Source organism: Agrobacterium sp. D14 (assembly GCF_001526505.1).
GTDB classification, from domain to species: Bacteria; Pseudomonadota; Alphaproteobacteria; order Rhizobiales; family Rhizobiaceae; genus Agrobacterium; species Agrobacterium leguminum.
Map to the genome: position 1 here is coordinate 30,087 of NZ_ASXX01000012.1, position 23,513 is coordinate 53,599.

The 23,513-nt window shown below is 60.1% G+C and carries 17 protein-coding genes and 1 pseudogene; 10 read left to right on the forward strand and 8 right to left on the reverse strand.

Features of this window, described 5'->3' with window-relative positions:
* Positions 1-11: 11 nt before the first annotated feature.
* The 6 genes and pseudogenes from L901_RS10330 to L901_RS10355 form a co-directional block, all read right to left on the reverse strand.
* Complete coding sequence (locus L901_RS10330; RefSeq protein WP_059756266.1) at positions 12-902, reverse strand: carbohydrate kinase family protein; 891 nt, start codon at positions 900-902, stop codon at positions 12-14.
* Positions 899-1,939 carry an ABC transporter ATP-binding protein gene (locus tag L901_RS10335; protein WP_059756269.1) on the reverse strand — a complete coding sequence of 347 codons (1,041 nt, stop codon included), beginning with the start codon at positions 1,937-1,939 and terminating at the stop codon, positions 899-901. Before L901_RS10335 ends, L901_RS10330 begins: the two co-directional genes overlap by 4 nt.
* Positions 1,939-3,452, reverse strand: a pseudogene (gene argH / locus L901_RS10340) (argininosuccinate lyase). Before argH ends, L901_RS10335 begins: the two are co-directional and overlap by 1 nt.
* A gap of 4 nt (positions 3,453-3,456) precedes the next feature.
* Positions 3,457-4,299, reverse strand: coding sequence for a carbohydrate ABC transporter permease (locus tag L901_RS10345; RefSeq protein WP_059756272.1), 843 nt, complete (start codon positions 4,297-4,299; stop codon positions 3,457-3,459).
* The gene (locus tag L901_RS10350; RefSeq protein ID WP_003521738.1) at positions 4,296-5,237 is read right to left on the reverse strand and encodes a carbohydrate ABC transporter permease; all 942 of its coding nucleotides are present in this window, start codon (positions 5,235-5,237) and stop codon (positions 4,296-4,298) included. The genes L901_RS10345 and L901_RS10350 overlap by 4 nt, the downstream gene beginning before the upstream one ends.
* 16 nt (positions 5,238-5,253) lie before the next feature.
* Positions 5,254-6,519 carry an extracellular solute-binding protein gene (locus L901_RS10355; RefSeq protein ID WP_059756274.1) on the reverse strand — a complete coding sequence of 422 codons (1,266 nt, stop codon included), beginning with the start codon at positions 6,517-6,519 and terminating at the stop codon, positions 5,254-5,256.
* A gap of 242 nt (positions 6,520-6,761) precedes the next feature.
* On the opposite strand from L901_RS10355, the gene L901_RS10360 reads away from it, so the two are divergent.
* The 3 genes from L901_RS10360 to L901_RS10370 are packed head-to-tail and all read left to right on the forward strand — an operon-like array spanning position 6,762 to position 11,318.
* Positions 6,762-7,988, forward strand: a complete 1,227-nt coding sequence (locus L901_RS10360; RefSeq protein WP_059756277.1) for an ROK family transcriptional regulator — start codon at positions 6,762-6,764, stop codon at positions 7,986-7,988.
* A gap of 19 nt (positions 7,989-8,007) precedes the next feature.
* Positions 8,008-10,410 carry a PIG-L family deacetylase gene (locus tag L901_RS10365; RefSeq protein ID WP_059756280.1) on the forward strand — a complete coding sequence of 801 codons (2,403 nt, stop codon included), beginning with the start codon at positions 8,008-8,010 and terminating at the stop codon, positions 10,408-10,410.
* Positions 10,407-11,318, forward strand: a complete 912-nt coding sequence (locus L901_RS10370; RefSeq protein ID WP_059756282.1) for a DMT family transporter — start codon at positions 10,407-10,409, stop codon at positions 11,316-11,318. The genes L901_RS10365 and L901_RS10370 overlap by 4 nt, the downstream gene beginning before the upstream one ends.
* A 15-nt stretch (positions 11,319-11,333) precedes the next feature.
* Here L901_RS10370 and L901_RS10375 read toward each other — a convergent pair whose 3' ends face one another.
* Positions 11,334-11,795: a hypothetical protein gene (locus L901_RS10375; RefSeq protein WP_059756285.1), complete on the reverse strand. Its 462-nt coding sequence runs from the start codon at positions 11,793-11,795 to the stop codon at positions 11,334-11,336.
* A gap of 77 nt (positions 11,796-11,872) precedes the next feature.
* The gene (locus L901_RS10380; RefSeq protein ID WP_059756288.1) at positions 11,873-12,760 is read right to left on the reverse strand and encodes an AraC family transcriptional regulator; all 888 of its coding nucleotides are present in this window, start codon (positions 12,758-12,760) and stop codon (positions 11,873-11,875) included.
* Between the two features lie 198 nt (positions 12,761-12,958).
* Here L901_RS10380 and L901_RS10385 point away from each other — a divergent pair, with 198 nt between their 5' ends.
* The 7 genes from L901_RS10385 to L901_RS10415 all read left to right on the forward strand — a co-directional run bounded on the left by L901_RS10385 (position 12,959) and on the right by L901_RS10415 (position 23,511).
* Positions 12,959-14,425, forward strand: coding sequence for an alpha-glucosidase/alpha-galactosidase (locus tag L901_RS10385; RefSeq protein ID WP_059756291.1), 1,467 nt, complete (start codon positions 12,959-12,961; stop codon positions 14,423-14,425).
* Between the two features lie 106 nt (positions 14,426-14,531).
* A complete protein-coding gene (locus L901_RS10390; protein ID WP_059756294.1) occupies positions 14,532-16,619 on the forward strand; it encodes an ABC transporter substrate-binding protein in 2,088 nt (695 codons plus the stop codon).
* A gap of 164 nt (positions 16,620-16,783) precedes the next feature.
* Positions 16,784-17,791 carry an ABC transporter permease gene (locus L901_RS10395; RefSeq protein WP_059756297.1) on the forward strand — a complete coding sequence of 336 codons (1,008 nt, stop codon included), beginning with the start codon at positions 16,784-16,786 and terminating at the stop codon, positions 17,789-17,791.
* A gap of 1 nt (position 17,792) precedes the next feature.
* Positions 17,793-18,926 (forward strand): ABC transporter permease, encoded by a 1,134-nt coding sequence (locus tag L901_RS10400; protein WP_059756299.1) that lies wholly within the window; start codon positions 17,793-17,795, stop codon positions 18,924-18,926.
* A gap of 12 nt (positions 18,927-18,938) precedes the next feature.
* Entirely contained in the window at positions 18,939-20,609 is a 1,671-nt protein-coding gene (locus tag L901_RS10405; protein ID WP_059756302.1) for an ABC transporter ATP-binding protein, read from the forward strand.
* Positions 20,610-20,631: 22 nt separating this feature from the next.
* The gene (locus L901_RS10410; protein WP_059756305.1) at positions 20,632-22,005 is read left to right on the forward strand and encodes an alpha-glucosidase/alpha-galactosidase; all 1,374 of its coding nucleotides are present in this window, start codon (positions 20,632-20,634) and stop codon (positions 22,003-22,005) included.
* Between the two features lie 441 nt (positions 22,006-22,446).
* On the forward strand, positions 22,447-23,511 hold the full coding sequence (locus L901_RS10415; RefSeq protein ID WP_059756307.1) for an HlyD family secretion protein: 1,065 nt from the start codon (positions 22,447-22,449) through the stop codon (positions 23,509-23,511).
* Positions 23,512-23,513 lie beyond the last annotated feature (2 nt).

Consider the following 23,513-nt stretch of genomic DNA (forward strand, 5'->3'; position numbering starts at 1 on the left):
CGTAGGGCGGATCAGGGCGTGCGCACCTTGGGAGCGCCGCCTGCCGCCTGCACGGCAAGGCTTCCGGCTGCAACACCGGCTTCAAGGCACAGCTTTTCTTCCTCTCGCCGCAGCCATGCATCGATGAAGCCGGCATTGAAGGCATCGCCCGCGCCTGTCGTATCGACCACCGGGACTTTTTTCGCCGACGCGTGATGGAAACCCGCTCGCGAGGAGACCCAGGCGCCCTGCGCGCCGCCCTTCAAGGCCACGACGGGAAACGCCCCGGACAAAGCGGTGAGAGCGGCTTCTGGGTCCGCATGGCCCGTGATTGCTTCGGCTTCTTCAAGGTTGGGCAAAAACACGTCGACGCCGGCACAGGCCCTGAGCAGGCCCTTGTCATAGATCAGCGAGGCATCCCAGCTCGGATCGAGCGAGACGGACAGTCCATTATCCTTGGCGCGGGAGATGAGATCGGGGATTTCGTGAAGTGTGGCGAATTCGGCGATATGCAGATGGCCGGCCTTTTCCCAGGCGAAAGCGGCATCGAGGGTGGATGGCCGGGCGGCGCCGGCGCGGCGCGTCAGGAATGCGCGGTCATGACCAACCACCGTCGCAACGGTGACCTGCGGCCCCGCATCCGCTGAATGTTCCAGAAATTGCAGGTCCACACCGCTCTGCTGCATTTTTTCGCCGATGGCGCGTGAGAAGGTGTCGGTGCCGAGCCTTGCCAGCAGCGCGGCCGGGCGGCCGATATGGGCGAAATGGGCGGCGGCGATGAAAGCTCCGCCACCGGCGGCGATTTCCATGTCGCTGGCAAACAGCTCCCGGCCAAGCACCGGCAATTCATCAAGCCCGGTGAAAATGAGGTCGCAATAGATCCGGCCGATGCTGATGACGGCTGATTTTTCTGTTGTCATCATGCGCGGCCCAGAAGCTTTTCCGTTTTGGCGTCGAAAAGGTAAAGCGCGCCCGTTTCCGCCCGGCATTGCAGCCGGCTGCCGACGGCCGGAATGGATTTGCCTCTGGCTGTTGCTATCACGGAGGTCGTGTCCGTATCCAGATGAACCAGCGTTTCCGGACCGAGCGGCTCGACGGCCGTGACCGTTCCCTCGAGAGAAAAGGCGTCCTGGGTCGCCTCGCTTTCCCCAACGAGCAGATCGTGCGGTCGGACGCCGATTAAAAGATCGCCCGTTGCCGAAGGCGCGATGCGGTTCGTCGCTCTGGCGCCGCGCAGCAGGTTCATGGAGGGACTGCCGATGAAGCGCGCGGTGAAAATATCCACCGGCGTCTCGTAAAGTTCAGTCGGCGTGCCGACCTGCAATATATGGCCATCCTTCATCACCACGATCCGGTCCGCCATGGTCATGGCCTCCACCTGATCATGGGTGACGTAGACGGTGGTCGTCTTAAGACGTTGGTGCAAGCGCTTGATTTCAATGCGCATCTGCGATCTCAACTGCGCGTCGAGATTGGAGAGCGGCTCGTCGAAAAGAAAGGCTGCGGGATCGCGCACCATGGCGCGGCCGATGGCGACACGCTGCCGCTGACCACCGGATAAAGCCGCAGGCCGACGGTCCAGCAATGCCTCGAGCCCCAGCACCCGGCCGGCCTCTTCGATACGCCGGTTCTTTTCCGCGCGATCGAGCTTTGATGTATAGAGTCCGAAGCCGATATTCTGGCGAACCGTCATATGCGGGTAGATCGCATAGTTCTGGAAGACCATGGCGATGTTGCGCTGTTTCGGCTCTTTCTCGTTGACGACATTTCCGGCGATTTTCAGTGTGCCGTCGGAAATCTCCTCCAGCCCGGCGATCATGCGCAGCGTGGTGGATTTGCCGCAGCCGGAAGGGCCGACGAAAACGACGAACTCGCCGTCTTTAATGGCAAGATCTATGCCTTTGACCGCCTCGACCTTGCCGTAGCGCTTCACGAGTTGATTGAGTTCGATTGTCGCCATTATCGCGCTCCCGTCAGGGCGGTAAATTTCTCTGTCAGTTCGGTGGCCTTCGCCGCTTCGTGCTCGGCGGATCGCTGCGCTTCCGCTGCCAACTCACCCAGCTTGTCTTGATAGGCCGCAATGGCCTCCCGCATCGGCTCTGGGGCAGGGCCGCCGAAGCTGCTGCGAACCGCGACGAAATGTTCCGGCGAGACGATCTGCCTGAATTTTTCCTCGTCGATGCCGGTGTCGCGCCCTGTCAGCTCATGGAAGGCCTTGAGGAACGGCTGGTAACCGTCATTCGGCAGATCGCCCTTCAGTGCGACGACGCTTCTGGCGACGGTTGCGGCAATTTCATGGGCCTGACGGAAAGACAGGTCCTCAATGCGGACGAGCGAATCCGCCAGTTCCGTGATGGTGATGCAGGAGCGGCGGATATTCTGGTCAACCCGTTTAGGATCGATGCTGATCTGGCCAACGAGGCTGGCGAGGAGATCGAGCACGCGGCCGGCGGATGTGAAGGCCTCGTAACCCATGCCCTGGGTTTCACCCTCGCTGTCATTCATGTCGGTGAAGGGCGTATTGTGCATCACATCGAGCACGGTCCGCGCCCGGCCGAATGTCTGGCTGGCGAGGTGGCGCAGATGTTCGATGGGGACCGGATTTCGCTTCTGCGGCATGATGGAGGAAATCTGCACCAGCGAATTCGGCACATAGATCTGGCCGACCTCAAAACTCGTCCAGAACTGGAAATCTGAATGAGCCTGCCGAGATGCAGGAACATCAGTTCGATCGCGCCATAGGTTGCCGTCGTATAATCGACGGCGGCGATGCAGGAATAGGAATTGCGTAAGGGTGCGGCAAAGCCCAGCAATTCGGCAACACGTGCCCGGTCGATGGGAAAGCCCGAGGTGGTGATGGCGGCAGCGCCCATCGGCGAAAGATCGACGATGCGGCGGGCCTCCGCGAAGCGATCAATATCCCGGATCAACACTTCGATGGCGGCAGAGAGGTAATGGCCGAAGGTGGTGGGCTGGGCCGGCTGCCCATGCGTGTAGGCCACGATCAGCGTGGATTGATTGCGCGCGGCGGCATCGATCAGGGCTTTCAGCAGAATGCGGGCCTTGGCGGTGAGCGTATCGATCTTGTCCTTGAGGCCGATCTTGAACAGCGTGTGGTCGATATCGTTACGCGAACGGGCTGTGTGCAGGCGGCCGGCGACATCGACGCCGATGCGGGCTTTCAGTTCCTTTTCGATCAGGAAGAAGAAATCCTCGACTTCGCCGGTATAGACCAGCTCCGATGGCTCGATGGTCCTGTCGATGTCTTCGAGCGCGCCGGCGATCTTCGCCGCCGTGTCCGCATCGAGAATGCCGGTTTCCCGAAGCATGACCAGATGGGCGCGGTCGATGCGGCGGAAACCGTCCACATGGTGGTTCTTGGCGCCGTCGAAAAGCGGGCGCAGCACGGTTTCCTTGTAGACGGGGTCGGGAAACTTGCTGGTATCCGACTGGCGCGGGTTCATATCGGCCATGATATTATCCTTTCAGACCCGCCAGCATCACACCGCGAACGATGTAACGTTGCAGGACTATGAAGACGATAAGGGTGGGAATGGTCGCAATGGCAGCGCCGGTCATGATCATTTCCCACTGGATCTGCTGCTCCACGGCAAAGCTCGAGAGGCCGACCGGCAGTGTGTAGAGTTCCTTGCTTGTCGTGACGATCAGCGGCCAGAAGAATGCCGTCCAGTTGCCGAGGAAGGTGAAGATCGCCAGTGCGGAAAGCGCCGGCGTCACCAGCGGCAGGGCGACTTTCCACCAGATCTGGAACTCGTTCAGACCGTCGACGCGTGCGGCCTCGATGAAGTCGTTCGGAACCGTCTCGAAGAACTGCTTCATCAGAAAGGTGCCGAAAGCCGTCATCATGCCCGGAAACATGATGCCCCAGTAGCTGTCGAGCCAGCCCAGCTGGCTGGACATCAGATACCAGGGAATGACTAGCATTTCGGTCGGTATCATCAGCGTCGAGAGGATTGCGAGGAAGATGAAGTATCGGCCACGGAACTCGAATTTTGCCAGCGTGTACCCGACCAGACTGTCGAAGAAGCAGTTGGAAACGGTGACGATGACCGCAACCAGCATCGAGTTGAAGAACCAGCGCAGGAAACGGCCGTCTGCCATGACGGTGATGTAGTTCGCGAGCGTCGGTGCAGCGGGAATGAGCCTGAGGTCATAGACCTGGTCCGCCGTCTTGAACGAGGTCGAGAACATGAAGAGCAGCGGCGAGACCATGATCAGGCCGCCGATGAACAATATGGTCCAGGCGATGATACGGCCGGGGCGGATGCGGGCGTGGGAGAGTGGCGGCGCTTCGCTCATTTCTTTTCCCTCAGGACCCAGAGCTGGATCAGCGATACGACGAGAAGAATGGTGAAAAGAACGACCGTCTGCGCGGCGGCATAACCCATCGCATAGGAGTTGAACGCGGTCTGGTAGATCATCAGCACCAGCGGCTTGGTGGAGCCGAGCGGTCCGCCCGGATCATTGGTGGTCATGTTGTAGACCTGGTCGAAAATGCGCAGGAAGCCGATGGAGGAAAAGACGACGAGGAAAACGGTGGTTGGTTTCAAAAGCGGCAGCGTGATCTTGCGCAGGATCGCCCACTCGCCGAGGCCGTCTATGCGCGCTGCCTCATAAAACGTGGTCGGAATGGCGCGCAGGCCGGCCATGAAGATGATGATCTGGAAACCGAGGCCCGCCCAGATGGCGGTTATCATGATTGAATAAAGCGCCTGATCGGTGGAGCGGATGAAAGGCTGCTGCGGAATGCCGAGAAGCCCAAGCACGTCGTTGATGATGCCGATGGGCGGCGGCTGATAAAACCAGCGCCAGACCCAGGCCATGGCCGCTGCCGTGGTCAGATAGGGCAGGAAATAGAGCGCGCGGATGAAGCCGTGCAGGATGCGTACCCGGTCGAGATAAAAGGCGATGACGAAAGCCAGAACGAGGCTGATCGGCGTGCCGATGATGAGATAGGTGAAGGTGTTCCTGAAGACCTTCCAGAATTGCGGGTCCTTGAACAGCTTCACATAATTGGCGATGCCGATGAACTTCGCCGGTCGCAGCAAATCCCAGTTGGTGAAGGACAGCCAGAAGGCCTGCAGCGTCGGGTAAAAACGAATGACGCTGTAAAACAGGATCGGGATCGCCAGAAAGCTCCAGATCCACAAAAGCCGTTTCGTGCGCATGGAAAGGCGATCTCCGAAGGAGCCGCCGGGGCGGCCGGATGCCGCCCCCTGTTGATCGATCGCTGTCATGTCGGACCTGCGGGTTTTAAGGTTTCGCCGCGTCGATGATTTCCTGCTCGGCCTCGGCGGCCTGCTTGACGGAATCCTCGACGGACTGGCCCTCGAGCAAGATCCGGTTCGTCATGTCGATGGCATTCTGCCGCTGGGCGGCTTCGTCCTTGAACAGGGTCGTATGGGCGTATTCGAGGCCCTTCAGGAACGGCGCGTAGACCGGGTCCTTCAGGTTCTCTTCGGTCAGTGCCGCGGCGCGCCGCGCCGGCAGCTCGCCGACAGTCTTCAGCCAGATCGCCATGGCTTCCGGTGAGGAGATGTAAGCAAGGAATTTCTTGGAGGCTTCCAGTTCCTCGCCGCTCGTCTTGGCGCTGATGCCGTTTGCGAAATAGCTGGCATAGTTGGAGCGGATGTTCTTGTCATTGGTGGGAAGCTCGGTCACGCCCCACTCGAAATCCTTGATGGTCCTGAAGGATCCCAGACGGAACGTGCCATCGATGGTCATGCCCGCCTTGCCGGCGCGGAAGGCGGCCTGGCCTTCATCCATGAAGCCCACCTGACCGATCTTCTTCTCAAGCTGCAGGCTCGTATAGAACTTCAGGGCCTGAACGCCCGCTTCGCTGTTATAGGCGACCTTCTGGTCGTTGTCGGTGTAGGGTTCGCCACCGAACTGGCGGATGAGAACCTCACGCCACCATTGATGGTCCTGTCCGCCCATGTCGAGCGTGGAGCCGGCAACGGTGAGGTTTCCGGCGGCATCGTGCTTGGCGATCTTTTCCGCTGCGGCAACAAATTCATCCAGCGTTTTCGGCGGATTGGCGGGATCGAGTCCCGCTTCGGTGAAGAGCTTCTTGTTGTAGAAGAGCGCCAGCGAGCGCACCGCCGTCGGCAGGCCGTAATAATCGTCGCCGCGCTTCATGGCGCTGACGATGGGGAAAAATTCGCTTTCGATCTTGTCATGCGGGAAAGCATCGGCCGGCAACGGCTGCAAGATGCCGCCGGCTGCGAATTTATCCAGCCAGCCGTAGAAGAGCTGCATCACGTCCGGGCCTTTGCCGGAAAGATTGGCGGCGATGACGCGCGTCTGGTAATCGGCGTAAGGGAAGGTCACCTGCTTGACGGTGATATCAGGATTGGCCTTCTGGAATTCCGCGATCAGCTCGTCCATGGCCTTCACGCGTGTATCGAAGACATATTGCCAATATTCGATTTCAACCGCCTGCGCGGCGTTGAATGCGAATGTGCTGAAACCGGCGACCAAGCCGGCGAACAGAGTTGCCCTGCGCATGTAAGCCTCCATTTCCTCCGTCCGGTCTTCCGGATGCGGAGCGATCGTTCCCTTTATCCGCGCTTTCGCGCGCGCTCATCGATTTGCCGGCAGCGGAGTTTCCTCTTCCGCCCCATGCAAGCCTGACCCCCGGTCGCTCTCTACGGTTCTCTGAAGGCGCGCATTTGTCAATAAGATAATTTACTTGAATTATTATATTGCGCTTATCGTCAATTCGACGCTATGAATTTTCCAAGAGACGGGAAGTTGAAGAGATGACGGTGCACACGGTGGACGCTTATCCCGTAGCAATCGGAAAAAATCCTGAGCGGAGCCGCGAACACAACAGGCGAGTCGTGCTCGACATCGTCCGGCGACACGGGTCGCTCGGCCGCGCCCAGATCGCCAAGATCACACATCTGACACCGCAGGCGGTCGCCAATATCGTCGACGAGCTGATGGGTGAGGAATTGCTGAAGGAACTCGGCCGCCGCCGCACCGGCAGGGGCCAGCCGCCGATCCAGTTCGCCGTCAACCCGGATGGCGGGGCGACCATCGGTGTGGAAATCGCCGCCGACCATATGGTCACCGTCGGCCTCGATCTTGCCGGCGTGTTGCGTACCCATCGTGTTACTCCCCTCAAGGACACGACGCCGGACGCCATATTCAAGACCTTTGCCGCTGAACATGCTGCCGTTGCGAAAAATCTCGGCTGCAGGCTGCTCGGCACCGGGGTTGTCATGCCCGGTCCCTTCGAGATCGATGGCATGACTTCCGTCGGACCGACGACGCTTTCCGGCTGGGGCGGCATCGATGCCCGGCAGATGCTGGGGGAAGCCTGCGGCCAGCAGGTCGTGGTGGAAAACGATGCGACGGCCGCAGCAGTCGGGGAACGGCTGTTCGGTGCGGGGCTGGCCATCCCGAATTTCTGCATGATTTACTTCGGCGTCGGTATCGGCCTCGGCATCATGCAGGACGGATCGCCCTATCGCGGCGCGTTCGGAAATGCCGGCGAAATCGGCCACGTGACCGTCTCGCCAAAGGGAAGGCCTTGCCCCTCCTGCGGGCAGAGAGGGTGCCTCGAAGCCTATGCCTCGGTTTATGTGCTGAAGGAAAAACTTGTCTGCGCCGGTGTCGTGGATACGGAGCTTGACGATCTGGAAGCCCTGTTCAAAGCGGGCAATCCGGTGGTGATGGAATGGATCGAGGATGCCGCCGCCCATCTGGCGCCCATGGTTGCCATGCTCGAGAATATTCTCGATCCCCAGACGGTCATTCTCGGCGGTGCGCTGCCTGAAATCGTCATCAGCGAAATCATTGCGCGGATGGGGCCTTTGCCGACCTCGGTCGCAAGCCGGCGGCAGCGGGAACTGCCGCGTGTCATCCACGGCAAGTCCGGCCAATTGACCGCCGCACTCGGCGCCGCCGCCTTGCCGCTGTTCGACATCGTCACGCCAAAACTCGAGACATCCATGGGAGCCGCAGCGCAGGCACCCGGCTGAATATTGGAGGAGACCGCCCATGCTTAACCCCCGGGAGCGCATCGAACGGCAGATGGCCGATCCGTGGCTTGTGCGCCTGCACCGCAAGCTGAGCGCGCTGAAATCCACCGTCACGGTCATGCATACCGGCGCGCACCCGGACGACGAGCAGAACGGACTTCTGGCCTATTTTCGCATGGAACTTGGTATGCGGATCATCATCGCCTGCTCGACGCGTGGCGAGGGCGGGCAGAATGCGCTGGGGCCGGAGCGGCTCGGCGCGCTTGGCGTCATCCGGTCGCGCGAGCTGGAGGAGGCCGCTCGCGTCATCGATGCTGATATCAGCTGGCTCGGCCATGGCCCGGCGGATATCATCCACGACTTCGGTTTTTCCAAGGATGGCGACCAGACCTTTAACCGCTGGGGGCAGCAACGCATCGTCGAGCGGCTGGTGCGCGCCTACCGCAAGGAACGTCCAGATATCGTCATTCCGACCTTTCTCGATGTGCCGGGACAGCACGGACACCACCGCGCCATGACGCGGGCGGCAAAGAGCGCCATCGCGCTCGCGGCCGATCCTGTCGCCTATCCCGAGCATTTCGCCGAGGGGCTGAAACCGTGGAAGGTGGCGAAGTTCTATCTTCCCGCCTGGTCGGGCGGTGGGGACACCTATGATGACGAAGTGCCGCCGCCGGAAACGACGCTGACGATCAATGTTCCGGGCAGGGAGCAGGCCACCGGTGCGCAATATGACCGCATCGGCGAATGGTCGCGTTATTATCACGCCTCGCAGGGAATGGGGCATTGGCCGCAGCGGGCGCAGGAGGTCTGGCCGCTGCATCTCGAGCTCTCGGATGCCGTCGGTGGCGAGGAAAGCTCGATCCTCGAAAGGTTGCCGTCTTCACTCACCGACCTTGCGACTTTTCCGGGGCTGGATGCCGGACTGGCAAAGGCGCTGGTCAAGGCCGAACAGGCAATAACCGAAGCAATCGCGGCATTTCCCGACAGGCAGCGGATCACGGCGTCACTTCTTGCGGCGGCGGCTCTTTTGCAGACGGTCGATGAAGCCGCAGCCACGGATTTCAGGGAGCTGCACGGGCATCGGATCGCACGCAAGCGGGCGCAGGTCGACGCCGCTATCCTGACGGCGCTCGATGTTTTCGAGCGGGCCTATGCCGAGCCGGCGGAGATCGTTCCGGGCGGGACATCGTTTCTTTCCGTGGAGCTTTCAGACAAGGTGGCTGAATTTGATGTCGAGGTCACGCCGGTCCTTCCATCGGGTGTCTCGTCGTCCGTTCAGTCGCGTGGTGAGACGCTGGTTTTTTCGCTCGCCGCCGATCAGGATGCTGCTGTTTCGGGGCTTTACCAGCCCGACTGGAAAGCCTTAGGCGGCAATGGCCATGCCTCTGTGCTACTTTCCGCAACGGTTGGAGGCAGAAAGGTCTCGGCCGCCTTCGATCTGGAAGAGCCGTTTTTCGTGACGCCCGCGCAGTCGCTGATGATAGCGCCCGATGCCCTTCTGGTGCCGCTTGGACAGGAGCAGGACGCCCATGTCTTTCAGGCGCATATAAAGGGTGCCGATGTGCCACTGTCGTTCAGGAATACGGGCGGCTGGAACCTGCGCAAGCGCGGCGGCGACTGGATTGCCGAACGCACTGGGGATGCGAAGGCGGGCCTTGCCCAGATCGAAGCGCTTGTCGGCTCGCAACCCGCTTTCCAGATCACGCCCATCGCTTATCCGCATATCGGCAGGGCAAGGTTTCTGGCGCCTTCCGTTTTGAAAATCCTGTCGCTGGACCTCAAACTGCCCGAGGGCGCGCGCGTCGGTTATGTCGGCGGTGGCGCCGACAGGGTGGGTCTCTGGCTTTCGCGCATGGGCCTCGATGTCACCGAACTCGATGCTCAGGCGCTTGGCGGCGACCTGTCGTCCTTCAGGACGATTCTTATCGGCATCTTTGCTTTCGGCATCCGCAGGGATCTGGCTGCGGCAACGGAAAAGCTTCATCGTTTCGTTGAAGATGGCGGCCATCTCGTCACGCTCTATCATCGGCCGACCGATGGATGGAACCCGGAGACGACGCCTGTGAGGCGGCTTGAGATCGGCAAGCCCTCCTTGCGCTGGCGGGTGACCGACCCGCAGGCGGAGGTGACGGTGCTGACGCCCGAACATCCATTGCTCGTCGGCCCCAACAGAATCGATGCCGCCGACTGGGCGGGTTGGGACAAGGAACGCGGGCTTTATTTCGCCTCGCGCTGGGACGATGTCTACGAGCCGTTGCTTGCGATGCATGATGTCGATGAGCAGCCGCTCAAGGGCGCGCTGGTCTCCGGTATCATAGGCAAGGGCCGTCACACCCATACCAGCCTCGTGCTGCATCACCAGATGGACAAGCTTGTGCCGGGGGCCTTCCGCCTCATGGCCAATCTTGTGCAGCCGGCGTGAATGGCGACGGAAAGAGTGAAAGTCTGGAAAATCCGCGCGACGCCAATGCCCGCGCGGGCATTGGCTGGCTGCTTATGGATATGGCCCTCGTTTCGGGTGGAATGACCGCGCTCGTCAAGGCGCAGGGCGTTACCTATCCAGCTTTCCAGCTCGTCTTCATAAGGGCGATGATCGGTCTGCTCTTCATTCTGCCGCTCATCTGGCGGCACCGAATGGAAATGGTGCGCGTCCGATATCCCTGGCGCAATATTTTCCGGATTTGCTGCAACGCCATTGCGCTTACCAGCAATTTTATCGCCATCACCCTTCTGCCGCTTGCCACCGTCAACGCTGTCGGGTTTTCGCGGCCGTTGGTGACGATGGCGATGGCCGTTGCCATTTTAGGGGAAAGAGTGAGTCGATATCGCTGGGCGGGGGCGTGCCTGGCCTTTGTCGGCGTTTTGATCGTCATCGGGCCGGGCGGCGCGGCATTCAATGCGGGGGTGCTGGTTGTCCTCATCTCGGTGGTGTTCGGCGCTCTTGCAGTCATTCAGACCCGGGCGCTGCGGCAGGAAAACACCACGGTGATGATGGTGTTCTATACGGTCGGCCTTGCCGTCATCACCGCCGTTCCGGCAATCTGGACATGGAAGCCGGTCGCGCCGCTCGACTGGGGGCCGTTGCTCGCCATCGGACTGCTGGCGCAACTGGGGCAATATTGCTTCCTGCGGGCCTATCGCATTGCCGATGCCGGTGTCCTTGCACCCGTTGGCTATCTATCGATCCTGTTCGTGACTGCTGTCGGATATTTCCTGTTTGACGAGGTGCCGGAGGCCCGTGTGGTGGTCGGTATCGTCATTATTCTCATTGCCTTGCAGTCAACTGCCCTTGCGGAATATCTCCTGAAGAGGTTGCGCCGCAAACGGTGACGGGGCGCTCTGCCTCTATTGCGCGAGAAGCCGGAGCCTGACCCAGTTCAGCGCTGCAAGTTTGAAGCGATCGTAAAACGACCGCGCGAAACGCACATAGCGCATGATCCATGCAAGCCAGGGATAGGTGAGGAGCTTTTCCCGGCCGGCGTGATAAATACGCTCGACGATCAGGAATGTCGCGAGATGAGCGAGGACCGTCAGAACCAGCCCCACCTTGACGGCGCCATGGGCAATGAGGACGAGACCGATGATCTTCATCGGTTCGGCGATGGCGAAGGGCACGGCGAGGCAAAGGAGAATGGCAAGACGCGGCAATCGCGCGATCCGGCTTTCCAGTCGCTTGATGAATGTCAGCCCGGATATGGCCCTGATGACGGGCCGGTAGAGCGGGCGGAAAATGCCGTCCAGGATCAGGGCGAAAACGATGATCGCCCGAAGCGGGAAAACGAGGATCGTCCGGATTATGCTCTTCACCTCGGCGGGTCTCCAAAAAGGGCGTAACGCCCATCCTTAATCGCCTGAAACATGTCAAAACGAAGTCGTGTTGTCGTTCAGCCCTGCCGCACGCTCGCATACATGCCGGTGGTGCGGAATTCGCTCGGATTGGTGCCGTAGAGCCTGCGAAAGACCTTGGAGAAATAGTTCGGATCCTCGAAACCGCACAGCACCGACACCTCCTTGATGGGAAGGTTGGCCGCCGAGGTGAGAAGCTTGGCCGCCCGGCGCAGGCGTCGCTGCAGCACGAATTCCGCCGGCGACAGGCCCTCGCTCGCTGCGAAGATGCGGGAAAAATGCGCGCGGCTGAGGCCTGCCACCGCCGCAAGGTCGCTGACCGAAAGCCGTTCGCCGAGATGGCTGTCGATGTAGCTCAGCACCTGCTGCATGGTGCGATATTCGCCGCCGAAAGAAGGATGAGAACCGAAGACATCGTCATAAAGCGTCATCGCCGCTTCATAAGCGACGGCGGAGGCGGCGCCTGGCGTTTCCGCGCCATTGACAAGGCGCGAGCAGCATTCGGCAAGATGATCCACGGTTTCGGACTGAAGCTTGAGGATCGGGCCGGTGACGGAGAGGATATTGCGGTGAATGCGCAGGGCTTCCTCGCCATTCATGGAAATCCAGAAGAACTCCCATTCTTTGCCTTCTTCCAGCCAGTAGCGGTGATTGTGCGGTATGAGCAGCAGCAGGGTTTCGCCCGGTCTCACCACATAATGGCGGTTCTCGTAACGCAGGTTGCCCTGTCCGGCGATGCAATATTGCAGCACGGTAAAAGGCGTCTGGCCGCGTTTGCGCCCGTCCCAGTCGTAATTGCCGCCGCTGCGGATTTCATAACCGCTGCTGGTCGGCATGGTGTGCAGCGTCTGGCGGCCGCGCGGCAGCGAGACTGTTCTCATGCCGGGTCCCTGAGCGATCAAATCTCGCAGCACAAAATTACCCATGAAAGCATAATCCTTCTCTGGTCCTCACCGTTATTATACGCATAATCCCGATCCGAGGAGACAGCCAGCGGGATATTGTTGCTGAAAAATTGGGAGTAAGGCCGGTTTTCCGGGATTCTTACGGGTATTTTTCTGTGGTGCCATATTTACGATCCTTTGGCCCGTTTCACCCGTTCGATTTGCAACAGAGGTGGCGTTATGAGTTTCAAAATCGCTATTATTGGCGCAGGCAGCGTCGGTTTCACGAAAAAACTGTTCACCGATCTCCTGTGTGTGCCGGAGTTTTGCGATATTGAAGTCGCGCTGACTGATATCAGCCAGCACAATCTGGATATGATCAGGGCGATCCTCGAAAAGATCGTCGAGGCCAATGGTTTCCCCGTCAAGGTGACGGCCGATACCGACCGCAGGCGGGCGCTGGAGGGCGCGAAATATATCATCAGCTGCGTGCGGGTCGGCGGGCTGGAAGCCTATGCGGACGATATCCGCATTCCGCTGAAATACGGCATCGACCAGTGCGTGGGCGATACGATCTGCGCCGGCGGCATTCTCTACGGTCAGCGCAACATTCCGGTCATTCTGGATTTCTGCAAGGATATCCGCGAAGTCGCCGCACCGGGTGCGAAATTCCTGAACTATGCCAATCCCATGGCCATGAACACCTGGGCCGCCATCGAATATGGCAAGGTGGATACGGTCGGTCTCTGCCACGGCGTGCAGCACGGCGCGGAACAGATCGCCGAAATCCTCGGTGCGAAAAGCGTGTCCGAGCTGGATTACATCTGCTCCGGTATCAACCACCAGACATGGTTCATCGATCTGAGGCTCAACGGTCGCAAGATCGGCAAGGACGAGCTGGTCGCCGCCTTCGAGGCGCATCCGGTCTTCTCGCAGCAGGAGAAACTGCGCATCGACGTGCTGAAGCGGTTCGGCGTCTATTCGACAGAAAGCAACGGGCACCTCTCCGAATATCTGCCGTGGTATCGCAAGCGGCCGGAAGAGATTGCCCGCTGGATCGACATGTCCGACTGGATCCACGGTGAAACCGGCGGTTATCTCCGCCACTCCACCGAAACGCGCAACTGGTTTGAAACCGAGTTTCCGCAGTTCCTTGCCTCGGCCGCAAAGCCCATCGATCCGGCCAAGCGCTCCAACGAACATGCAAGCCATATTCTGGAGGCACTTGAGACGGGGCGTGTCTATCGCGGTCATTTCAACGTCAAGAACAATGGCGTCATCAGCAATCTGCCTGCCGATGCGATCATCGAATCGCCCGGTTTCGTCGACCGTTTCGGTATCAACATGGTCTCGGGCGTGACGCTGCCGGAAGCCTGCGCCGCCACCTGCATGGCCTCCATCAACGTGCAGCGCATGTCTGTCCATGCGGCGGTCAGCGGCGATATCGATCTTCTGAAACTTGCCGTGCTGCATGATCCGCTGGTCGGCGCCGTCGCCACGCCGGAGGAGGTCTGGCAGATGGTGGATGAGATGGTCGTCGCGCAGGCCCGCTGGCTGCCGCAATATGCCCATGCCGTGCCAACGGCGAAGGAGCGGCTTGCGAAATCCAGCGTCAAGACCCGCGACTGGGCCGGTGCCGCCCGCCGCAATGTGCGCTCCATCGAAGAACTGCGGGCCGAAAAATCGGCGCTGAAAAAGGCTGTTTGAAGGAAAAGACATGGGAACAGGCCGGCGGCGAAAGGGAGTTCGCCGCCCGGTCGCAACGATCACAGAGGGTGGGCGGTCGAAGAGCTGCCATTTGGGAGGAATGACGATGTTACTTCAACGCAGGATCGGTATCATCTCGGCACTGGGTCTCGGTGTTTCGATGATCGCACTCAATGCGAATGCCTTCGAGACCGCCACGCCGCCGGAGCCGCCGCAATTTCCGGCCGAAGGCAAGATCAATTACGTGGCGCGCGACTCGATCCTCGAATTCAAGGCGCTGCCGAGCTACAGCGAGCCTGACTGGGTCAACGAGAAATTCGAAAAGACCGGCAAGCTGCCGCCCTTGAAAGAGCGCCTGCCGGAAGAACCGCTGGTCTACAAAACCGGCAATATGCCCGACGGTATGGGCGTTTACGGCGATACGATGCGCCATGTCGTGGGCGGCAGGCCCGAGGGCTGGAACTATATTGCCGGCCAGAGCCAGGGCTGGGGCGGCATCGATATCGCCCTTTCCGAATGCCTGACGCGCACCGCACCTCTCTTCCAGGTGGATGCCAAGGATACTGAGCCTCTGCCCAATCTCGCCAAAAGCTGGGAATGGTCCGAGGATGGCCACAAGCTGACGATGCATCTCGTCAAGGGCGCCAAGTGGTCGGACGGCGAGCCCTTCAATGCCGATGACGTGATGTTCTATTGGGAAGACGCGGTCGTCGACCCCAATGTTTCACCGCTTGGCGGCGGCGCATCGCCCGAAGCTTTCGGTGAGGGAACGACGCTGAAGAAGATCGATGATTACACCGTCGAATGGACCTTCAAGGCAGCTTTTCCCAAGCAATATCTCTACACCATGGCCTATCCGAGCTTCTGCCCCGGACCGTCGCATATCCTGAAACCGCAGCATCCGAAATATTCCAAGAACACCTATAACCAGTTCAAGAACGCTTTCCCGCCCGAGTATATGAACATGCCTGTCATGGGGGCATGGGTGCCGGTTACGTACCGTCCCGATGACATCATCGTGCTCAGGCGCAATCCCTATTATTGGAAGGTCGATGAGAAGGGCCAGCAGCTGCCTTATCTCAACGAGGTCCATTACAAGCTTTCCACCTGGGCCGACCGCGATGTGCAGGCCGTGGCGGGATCGGGCGATTTCTCCAACCTCGAACAGCCGGAAAATTTCGTCGCCTCGCTGAAACGCGCCGCCGATCCCAATGCGCCGGCCCGCCTTGCCTTCGGGCCGCGCCTCATCGGCTATAATCTGCAGATGAACTTTTCCGCCAATGGCTGGGGCAATCCGGACGAGCGCGGGCAGGCCATTCGCGAGTTGAACCGCAACGAGGTGTTCCGTCAGGCGGTCACATCGGCCATCGACCGCAAGGCAGTCGGCGACTCGCTGGTGAAAGGGCCGTTCACGGCGATCTATCCGGGCGGCATTTCGTCTGGCACCAGCTTTTATGATCGCGCCTCCACGGTCTATTACCCCTTCAATCTCGAGGCCGCCAAGGCCGCACTCGCCTCGATCGGCCTGAAGGATACGGATGGCGATGGTTTCCTGAATTTCCCGAAGGAAACACTTGGCGGTCGCAATGTCGAAATTACCCTTCTCGTCAATAACGGTTACGCAACGGACAAGAGCCTTGCGGAAGGTCTTGTTGGCCAGATGGCGAAACTCGGCCTGCGCGTCGTCATCAACAGTCTCGATTCCAACCAGCGTGATGCCGCCCATTATGGCGGGCAGTTCGACTGGCTGGTGCGGCGCAATTCCACCGAGCTTTCGTCCGTGGTGCAGAACACCGAGCAGCTTGCCCCTGTCGGCCCGCGCACCAGCTGGAACCACCGCTCGCCCGAAGGCAAGGAACTCGATCTGATGCCGTTCGAGAAGGAGATGGCCGACATCGTTCGCCAATTCATCTCCTCGCAGGACAATGCCGAGCGGGCAGAACTGATGAAGCAATATCAGAAGGTCTATACGCAGAACCTCTATACGATCGGTCTCACGGAATATCCCGGCGCGCTGATCGTCAACAAGCGGTTCTCCAACGTGCCGCAGGGCACGCCGATCTTCATGTTCAACTGGGCCGAAGATTCCATCATCCGCGAACGCCTTTGGGTCGCGGCCGACAAGCAGGGCAAATACGAACTCTTCCCGCAGCAGCTTCCCGGCAAGCCGGGTGAGGGCGGGCCGATCAACTAAAGTATTTCCGGTAAAACTGGACCCCGGTTTCCCGTCCGGAAATGCGAATATCTTGAAGTACTCCTCCCGGAGAACACCCGGTACCGGTCGCGCGTGAAGCGCGGCCGGAGGCACCCGGCGGACCGTATCCATCACGGCCCGCCCAAACGGAGGAAAACCGTTCGATGCTGAGATTCCTGACGATACGCATAGGCTCCGCCATTCCGGTGCTGTTGATCCTGAGCGTGGTAACCTTCGCCATCATTCAGGCACCGCCCGGCGATTATGCCGATTACATCCGCTCGCAGCTGATGAACCAGGGCGGCGCGTCCTTCGAACAGGCGGAAGCGCAGGCGCAGGCCTACCGCATCGAACACGGCCTCGATAAGCCGCTCGTCATCCAATATTTCAACTGGATCGGCGGCATCGTCACCCGTGGCGATTTCGGCTACAGCTTCTACTACAACAAGCCGGTCGCCGATGTGGTTGGCGAACGCCTGCCGCGCACCATTGCGCTGGCGCTGGTCTGCCACATCTTTGCGTCCGTTCTCGGCATCGCCTTCGGCATCTGGGCGGCCACACGGCAATATTCCTGGGTCGACAATCTTCTGTCGACCGTTGCCTTCCTTGGCATGACGATCCCGCGTTTCCTGATGGCGTTGATCCTCGTCTATCTCATGGTGTTTCATTTCGATGTGTCGGAGATCGGCAGCTTCTTCTCGCCGCAATATGGCGGTGCGCCGTGGTCGTGGGGCAAATTCGTCGATCTTGTCAGCCATGTCTGGCCGGTGGTTGCCATCGCCGTCTTCGGTGGGCTGGCCTATAATATGCGGGTGATGCGCGGCAATCTGCTCGATACGCTGAACGCGCAATATGTCGAGACGGCGCGCGCCAAGGGTCTTTCGGAAGGCGCCGTCATCATGCGCCATGCGGTTCCGAACGCCGTGCATCCGCTCGTCATGTATCAGGGCGTGGTGTTGCCCTACATGCTGAGCGGCGAGATCGAGACCGCGATCATCTTCGCGCTGCCGACTGTCGGTCCCGCCATCGTCGGCTCCATGGCGGTGGGCGATGTCTATGTCACCGCGACCTTCATGATGGTGCTGGCTGCAACGCTGATTGTCGGCAACATCATCGCCGACATGCTGCTTGCCATGCTCGACCCGCGCGTCCGTGAATTCGGGAGGGCCTGAGATGATGGCGTTTGACGAGATGAAGACCGAAACCGCCGCAGCAAAGCCCGACCGTTCCGCCCATGGCAATGAGAGCTATCTCGCGCTGGTCTGGCGGCGTCTCAGACGCTCCTTCACCGGCATGATCGGGCTGGTGCTGGTGGCGCTGCTGATCCTGATCGCCATCTTTGCGGATTTCTTCGCGCCGATGAACCCGCTCGAAACCCATGGCAGCTTCTCGCCGCCGCAGGTGGTGCGCTTCACCGACAAGGATGGCAATGTCAGTCTTGCGCCGCGCGTCTATGCCATCGCCGAAACGGAAGAGCTTGATCCTGTCACCTTCCAGCCCATCGTCGGGCCGGATTACGACAATCCCGTCTATCTCGGCTTCTTCGTCAAAGGTGCGGAATACAGGCTGCTGGGCCTTATCCCGATGAGCCGTCACTTCTTCGGCTCGACCGATGGTCAGCCGGTGCACTTTCTCGGCACTGACAAGTTCGGACGCGACGTGCTGTCGCGCGCCATCTATGGCTCGCGCATCTCGCTTGCCATTGCCTTGAGCGTCGTCGCCATCGTCACCGTCATCGGCACCAGTGTCGGTCTGATTTCCGGCTATTTCGGCGGGCCGCTTGATGCATGGGTGCAGCGTTTCGTGGAAGTGGTTCTGGCTTTCCCGCAATTGCCGCTTTACCTCGCGCTGACCTCGCTCATTCCGGTAACCGCACCCACTACCGTCTTCCTTGTCTTCGTTGTCGGTGTCATGTCGGCGCTCGGCTGGGCGCAGATGTCACGCGAGGTGCGCGGCAAGACACTGGCGCTGGCGCGCATCGATTATGTGCGGGCGGCGATTGCCGTCGGGGCGACCGACCGGCGCATCATTTTCCAGCATATCCTGCCGAATGTGATGAGCCATGTGATCGTCGCCGTGACACTGCATATTCCGAGCGTCGTGCTGCTCGAATCCTTTCTCGGTTTCCTCGGTTTTGCGGTCAAGCCGCCGCTCATCTCCTGGGGGCTGATGCTGCAGGATACGGCGACCTATTCCGTCATCGGTTCCTATCCCTGGATTCTCGCGCCGGTCGGTTTCGTGCTGGTCACGGTCTTCGCCTTCAACGCGCTGGGCGATGGCCTGCGCGATGCCGTCGATCCCTATTGAGAGGAGCGTAATATGGTTGCTGCTGCACAGAACAACACGTACGCGCCCGCCATCCGCTTCGATGCCGATGACCGAAACGACGCCGCCATCATCGATGCGCGCAACATTGCCGTGACCTTCAGGGTGGAACACGGAACGGTGGAGGCGGTGAAGGATATTTCCTTCCAGCTTTATCGCGGCGAGACGATTGCCATCGTTGGCGAATCCGGTTCGGGAAAATCCGTCACGGCCCGCACCATCATGGGGCTTTTGACGAAGCGGGCTTCCGTTTCGAAATCCGCGATCGTGCGTTTCAACGGCGACGACATTCTGAAGTTTTCGAGCCGCCAGCGGCGGGCGCTGCGCGGCAACCGCATCTCGATGATCTTTCAGGAACCGATGAGTTCGCTGAACCCGATCTATACGATCGGCAGCCAGATCGTCGAGGCAATCCGTGTTCATTCGAAGCTCAGCCGGAAAGAGGCCGAGGCGAGGGCGCTCGATCTTTTGCGACAGGTGCAGATACCCGAACCGGAAGCGCGACTGAAGCAATATCCGCATCAGCTTTCTGGCGGCCAGCGGCAGCGTGTGATGATCGCCATGGCGCTCTCCAACGATCCGGATGTGCTGATTGCCGATGAGCCAACCACCGCGCTCGATGTGACGGTGCAGGCGCAAATCCTCAACCTCATCCGCGATCTTCAGAAGAAGCGCGGTATGGCCGTGGTCCTCATCACCCATGATCTGACCATCGTGAAGCAGTTTTCCGACTACGTCTATGTCATGCAGCATGGCGAGATGCGCGAGCACAACACCACGGAAAAGCTCTTCGAAGCGCCGCAGCACCCCTATACGAAAAAGCTGCTTGCTTCCGAACCGCATGGCACGGCAAAGCCGCTGCCGGAAAATTCCGGCGTGCTGCTGACGGCGAATGGCGTGCGGGTCTCTTTCATGATGCGTTACGGCGGCCTGTTTAAACCGGAGCTGAAGGAGTTGATCGCCGTCGACAGTCTGGGGCTTACCCTCAATCGGCACGAGACGCTGGGTCTTGTCGGTGAATCCGGTTCCGGCAAGACGACCTTCGGCCAATCCCTGCTGCGGCTGAACGAGCCGGTGGCCGGGGAGGTGGTCTTTGACGGGGAGAGGGTCGATGGCCGCTCCCGCGCGCAAATGCGGCCTTTGCGTTCGCGCATGCAGATCGTCTTTCAGGATCCTTTCGCCTCGCTCAATCCGCGTATGACCATCGGCCAGATCATCGAGGAAGGTCTTGTCGTCAACGGGCTGGGCAGAACCAAGGCCGAGAGGCTGGATCGGGTGCGCGACGCGCTGGAGGCGGCGGGCATGCCCGGCAATATCCTCTCGCGTTTTCCGCACGAATTCTCCGGCGGCCAGCGCCAGCGTATCGCCATTGCCCGTGCGGTAGCGCTGGAACCGGAATTCATCCTGCTCGATGAGCCAACCTCGGCGCTCGATCTTTCCGTGCAGGCGCAGATCATCGATCTCCTGCGCAAGCTGCAGGATGAGCGGGGCCTGAGCTACCTGTTCATCTCGCACGACCTGAAAGTGGTGCGTGCGCTCTGCCACCGCGTCATCGTCATGCAGCGCGGGCAGATCGTCGAGCAAGGGCCTGTCGAGGATGTGCTGACCAATCCGAAAACCGAATATACTCAGCGGCTTGTACGGGCCGCCTTCGAAATCGCTTGAATTCCCAATGCTGGAGGTAGATATGGCAAGAGATCCCAAGATCACATTCATCGGCGCAGGCTCCACGGTGTTCATGAAGAACATCATCGGCGACGTACTGCAGCGTCCGGCCCTTTCGGGCGCCACCATCGCACTGATGGACATCAACCGTGAAAGGCTGGAAGAAAGCGCCATCGTCGTCAATAAGCTGATTTCGACGCTTGGCGCAAAGGCGAAGGCCGAGACCTATACGGACCAGAAAAAGGCGCTCGCCGGTGCGGATTTCGTTGTCGTGGCCTTCCAGATCGGCGGCTATGAGCCCTGCACGGTCACCGATTTCGAGGTGCCGCGTAAATACGGCCTGCGCCAGACCATCGCCGATACGCTCGGCGTCGGCGGCATCATGCGCGGCCTTCGCACCGTGCCGCATCTGTGGAAGATCTGCGAGGACATGCTGGCCGTCTGCCCCAACGCCATCATGCTGCAATATGTGAACCCCATGGCGATCAACACCTGGGCGATTGCGGAGAAATATCCGACGATCCGACAGGTCGGCCTTTGCCATTCCGTGCAGGGTACAGCCATGGAACTCGCCCACGATCTCGATATTCCCTATGAGGAAATCCGCTATCGTTCTGCGGGCATCAACCACATGGCGTTTTTCCTGGAGTTCGAGCACCGCCAGCCCGACGGCAGTTACAAGAACCTTTATCCCGACCTCGTGCGCGGTTACCGCGAAGGCCGTGCGCCAAAACCCGGCTGGAACCCGCGCTGCCCCAACAAGGTGCGTTACGAGATGCTGACGCGGCTCGGTTATTTCGTCACCGAAAGCTCCGAACATTTTGCCGAATATACGCCCTATTTCATCAAGGAAGGGCGCGAGGACCTGATCGAGAAATTCGGCATCCCGCTCGATGAATATCCGAAGCGCTGCATCGAGCAGATCGAACGCTGGAAGGGGCAGGCGGCCGCCTATCGTTCGGCCGAGAAGATCGAGGTCAAGCAATCCAAGGAATATGCCTCTTCCATTATCAACTCGGTCTGGACCGGCGAACCTTCGGTTATTTACGGCAACCAGCGCAACAATGGCTGCATCACCTCGCTGCCATCGGATTGCGCGGCGGAGGTGCCCTGCCTTGTCGACCATAACGGCGTGCAGCCCACTTTCATCGGCGAATTGCCGCCGCAGCTCACCGCCCTGATGCGCACCAACATCAATGTGCAGGAACTGACGGTGCGGGCGCTGATGAGCGAAAACCGCGAGCACATCTTCCACGCGGCGATGATGGACCCGCACACGGCGGCGGAACTGGATCTCGACCAGATATGGTCGCTGGTGGACGATCTGCTGCTGGCCCATCGCGACTGGCTGCCGGAATGGACGCAGATGGAGGTGAAGCGGGCGCGAGCGGTGTGAGGCGCGGTTGCTACGACAAAATACGAAGGTGCAGGCCCTCTCCTCCGTCATGCCGGACTAGATCCGGCATCCAGCCACGGCGCGTCTGTGTCGTGAGAAGACTCTTCCGCGACCAAGGACTTGATCGCGCTGGACCCCGGATCAGGTCCGGGGTGACGGGGGGCGGATGATGCGGCTTTGCCAAACGAGGCCGTTTCATAGGGCTTTGCAACCCCTGAGGCCTGCCATCATCAGCCGGTTTAGGCGTCTGTCCGAAACCCTCAAAGCATTTGACTTGTGTCAAGGCTACAAAACACCTTGACGTCTAGACATCACCTGAACCCGATCTATCCCCTCTTAACTAGGAGAAATGTCGGGTGCGAATACTAAACGCAATGGTGGCTGGCTTCTTCGGTTTCATCGTATTAGGGTTGAAATTTGAAGGGTTCATGGGGAAGACGGATGTCTAAAAAAGGCTTGCTCGTTGGTCTGGTGATTCTGGTTATTGCCGGTGTCGCGTATTTCTCCTGGTCAAAGCTGAAGGGTGAGGGACTTCCCGCCGGTTTCGTGGCCAGCAACGGCCGGATCGAGGCCGTCGAGATCGACATTTCCACGAAAACCGCCGGCCGCCTTCAGGACATTATGGTGCGTGAAGGCGATTTCGTGAAGGCCGGGCAGGTGCTTGCCCAGATGGACACGGCGCAACTGGAGGCGAGGAAGCGTCAGGCGGAAGCACAGTTTCGCCGTGCGAAAATAGCGATCGATACGGCCCACAGCCTTGTCGCCCAACGGGAGGCCGAAAAGACCTCGGCGCAGGCGGTGGTGGAACAGCGCAAGGCCCAGCTCGATTCCGCCTCCAAGACCTATGCGCGCTCGAAACAGCTGCTGACCGGCAACGCCGTCTCGCAGCAGATCGTCGATGACAGTGAAGCCGCCGAGCAGTCCGCCCGCGCCACGCTCGCCTCCGCTGAGGCCTCGCTTGCCGCCTCCGATGCCGCAATCAACGCCGCCAAGGCGCAGATCGTCGATGCCGAGGCGGCGGTGGATGCCGCGCAGGCCGATATTGAAAGCATCGAGACTGATATCGCCGATACGACGCTGAAATCGCCCCGCGACGGCCGCGTGCAATATCGGATCGCCCAGCCCGGTGAAGTGCTGTCCGCCGGTGGACGGGTTCTGAACCTCGTCGATCTCGGCGATGTCTATATGACGTTCTTCCTGCCGACGGCCGAGGCCGGTCGCACGTCCATGGGCTCGGACGTTCGCCTGATACTGGACGCGGCGCCGCAATATACCATCCCCGCCAAGGTTTCCTTCGTTGCCGATGTCGCGCAGTTCACGCCGAAAACGGTCGAGACTGAAGAAGAACGCCAGAAGCTGACATTCCGGGTGAGGGCGCAAATCCCGCAGGAGCTGCTGCAGAAATATATCCAATATGTCAAAACCGGGCTGCCTGGCATGGCCTATGTCCGGCTTGATCCGCAGGCCGCCTGGCCGGAAAACCTCGAACGCAATCTCGTCAAGTGACG

What these genes read in the sequence shown, in the direction of transcription:
- L901_RS10330 (WP_059756266.1), bottom strand. Translation starts at nt 902, where the DNA reads ATGATGACAACAGAAAAATCAGCCGTCATCAGCATCGGCCGGATCTAT.
- L901_RS10335 (WP_059756269.1), bottom strand. Translation starts at nt 1,939, where the DNA reads ATGGCGACAATCGAACTCAATCAACTCGTGAAGCGCTACGGCAAGGTC.
- L901_RS10345 (WP_059756272.1), bottom strand. Translation starts at nt 4,299, where the DNA reads ATGAGCGAAGCGCCGCCACTCTCCCACGCCCGCATCCGCCCCGGCCGT.
- L901_RS10350 (WP_003521738.1), bottom strand. Translation starts at nt 5,237, where the DNA reads ATGACAGCGATCGATCAACAGGGGGCGGCATCCGGCCGCCCCGGCGGC.
- L901_RS10355 (WP_059756274.1), bottom strand. Translation starts at nt 6,519, where the DNA reads ATGGAGGCTTACATGCGCAGGGCAACTCTGTTCGCCGGCTTGGTCGCC.
- L901_RS10360 (WP_059756277.1), top strand. Translation starts at nt 6,762, where the DNA reads ATGACGGTGCACACGGTGGACGCTTATCCCGTAGCAATCGGAAAAAAT.
- L901_RS10365 (WP_059756280.1), top strand. Translation starts at nt 8,008, where the DNA reads ATGCTTAACCCCCGGGAGCGCATCGAACGGCAGATGGCCGATCCGTGG.
- L901_RS10380 (WP_059756288.1), bottom strand. Translation starts at nt 12,760, where the DNA reads ATGGGTAATTTTGTGCTGCGAGATTTGATCGCTCAGGGACCCGGCATG.
- L901_RS10385 (WP_059756291.1), top strand. Translation starts at nt 12,959, where the DNA reads ATGAGTTTCAAAATCGCTATTATTGGCGCAGGCAGCGTCGGTTTCACG.
- L901_RS10390 (WP_059756294.1), top strand. Translation starts at nt 14,532, where the DNA reads ATGTTACTTCAACGCAGGATCGGTATCATCTCGGCACTGGGTCTCGGT.
- L901_RS10395 (WP_059756297.1), top strand. Translation starts at nt 16,784, where the DNA reads ATGCTGAGATTCCTGACGATACGCATAGGCTCCGCCATTCCGGTGCTG.
- L901_RS10400 (WP_059756299.1), top strand. Translation starts at nt 17,793, where the DNA reads ATGATGGCGTTTGACGAGATGAAGACCGAAACCGCCGCAGCAAAGCCC.
- L901_RS10405 (WP_059756302.1), top strand. Translation starts at nt 18,939, where the DNA reads ATGGTTGCTGCTGCACAGAACAACACGTACGCGCCCGCCATCCGCTTC.
- L901_RS10410 (WP_059756305.1), top strand. Translation starts at nt 20,632, where the DNA reads ATGGCAAGAGATCCCAAGATCACATTCATCGGCGCAGGCTCCACGGTG.
- L901_RS10415 (WP_059756307.1), top strand. Translation starts at nt 22,447, where the DNA reads ATGTCTAAAAAAGGCTTGCTCGTTGGTCTGGTGATTCTGGTTATTGCC.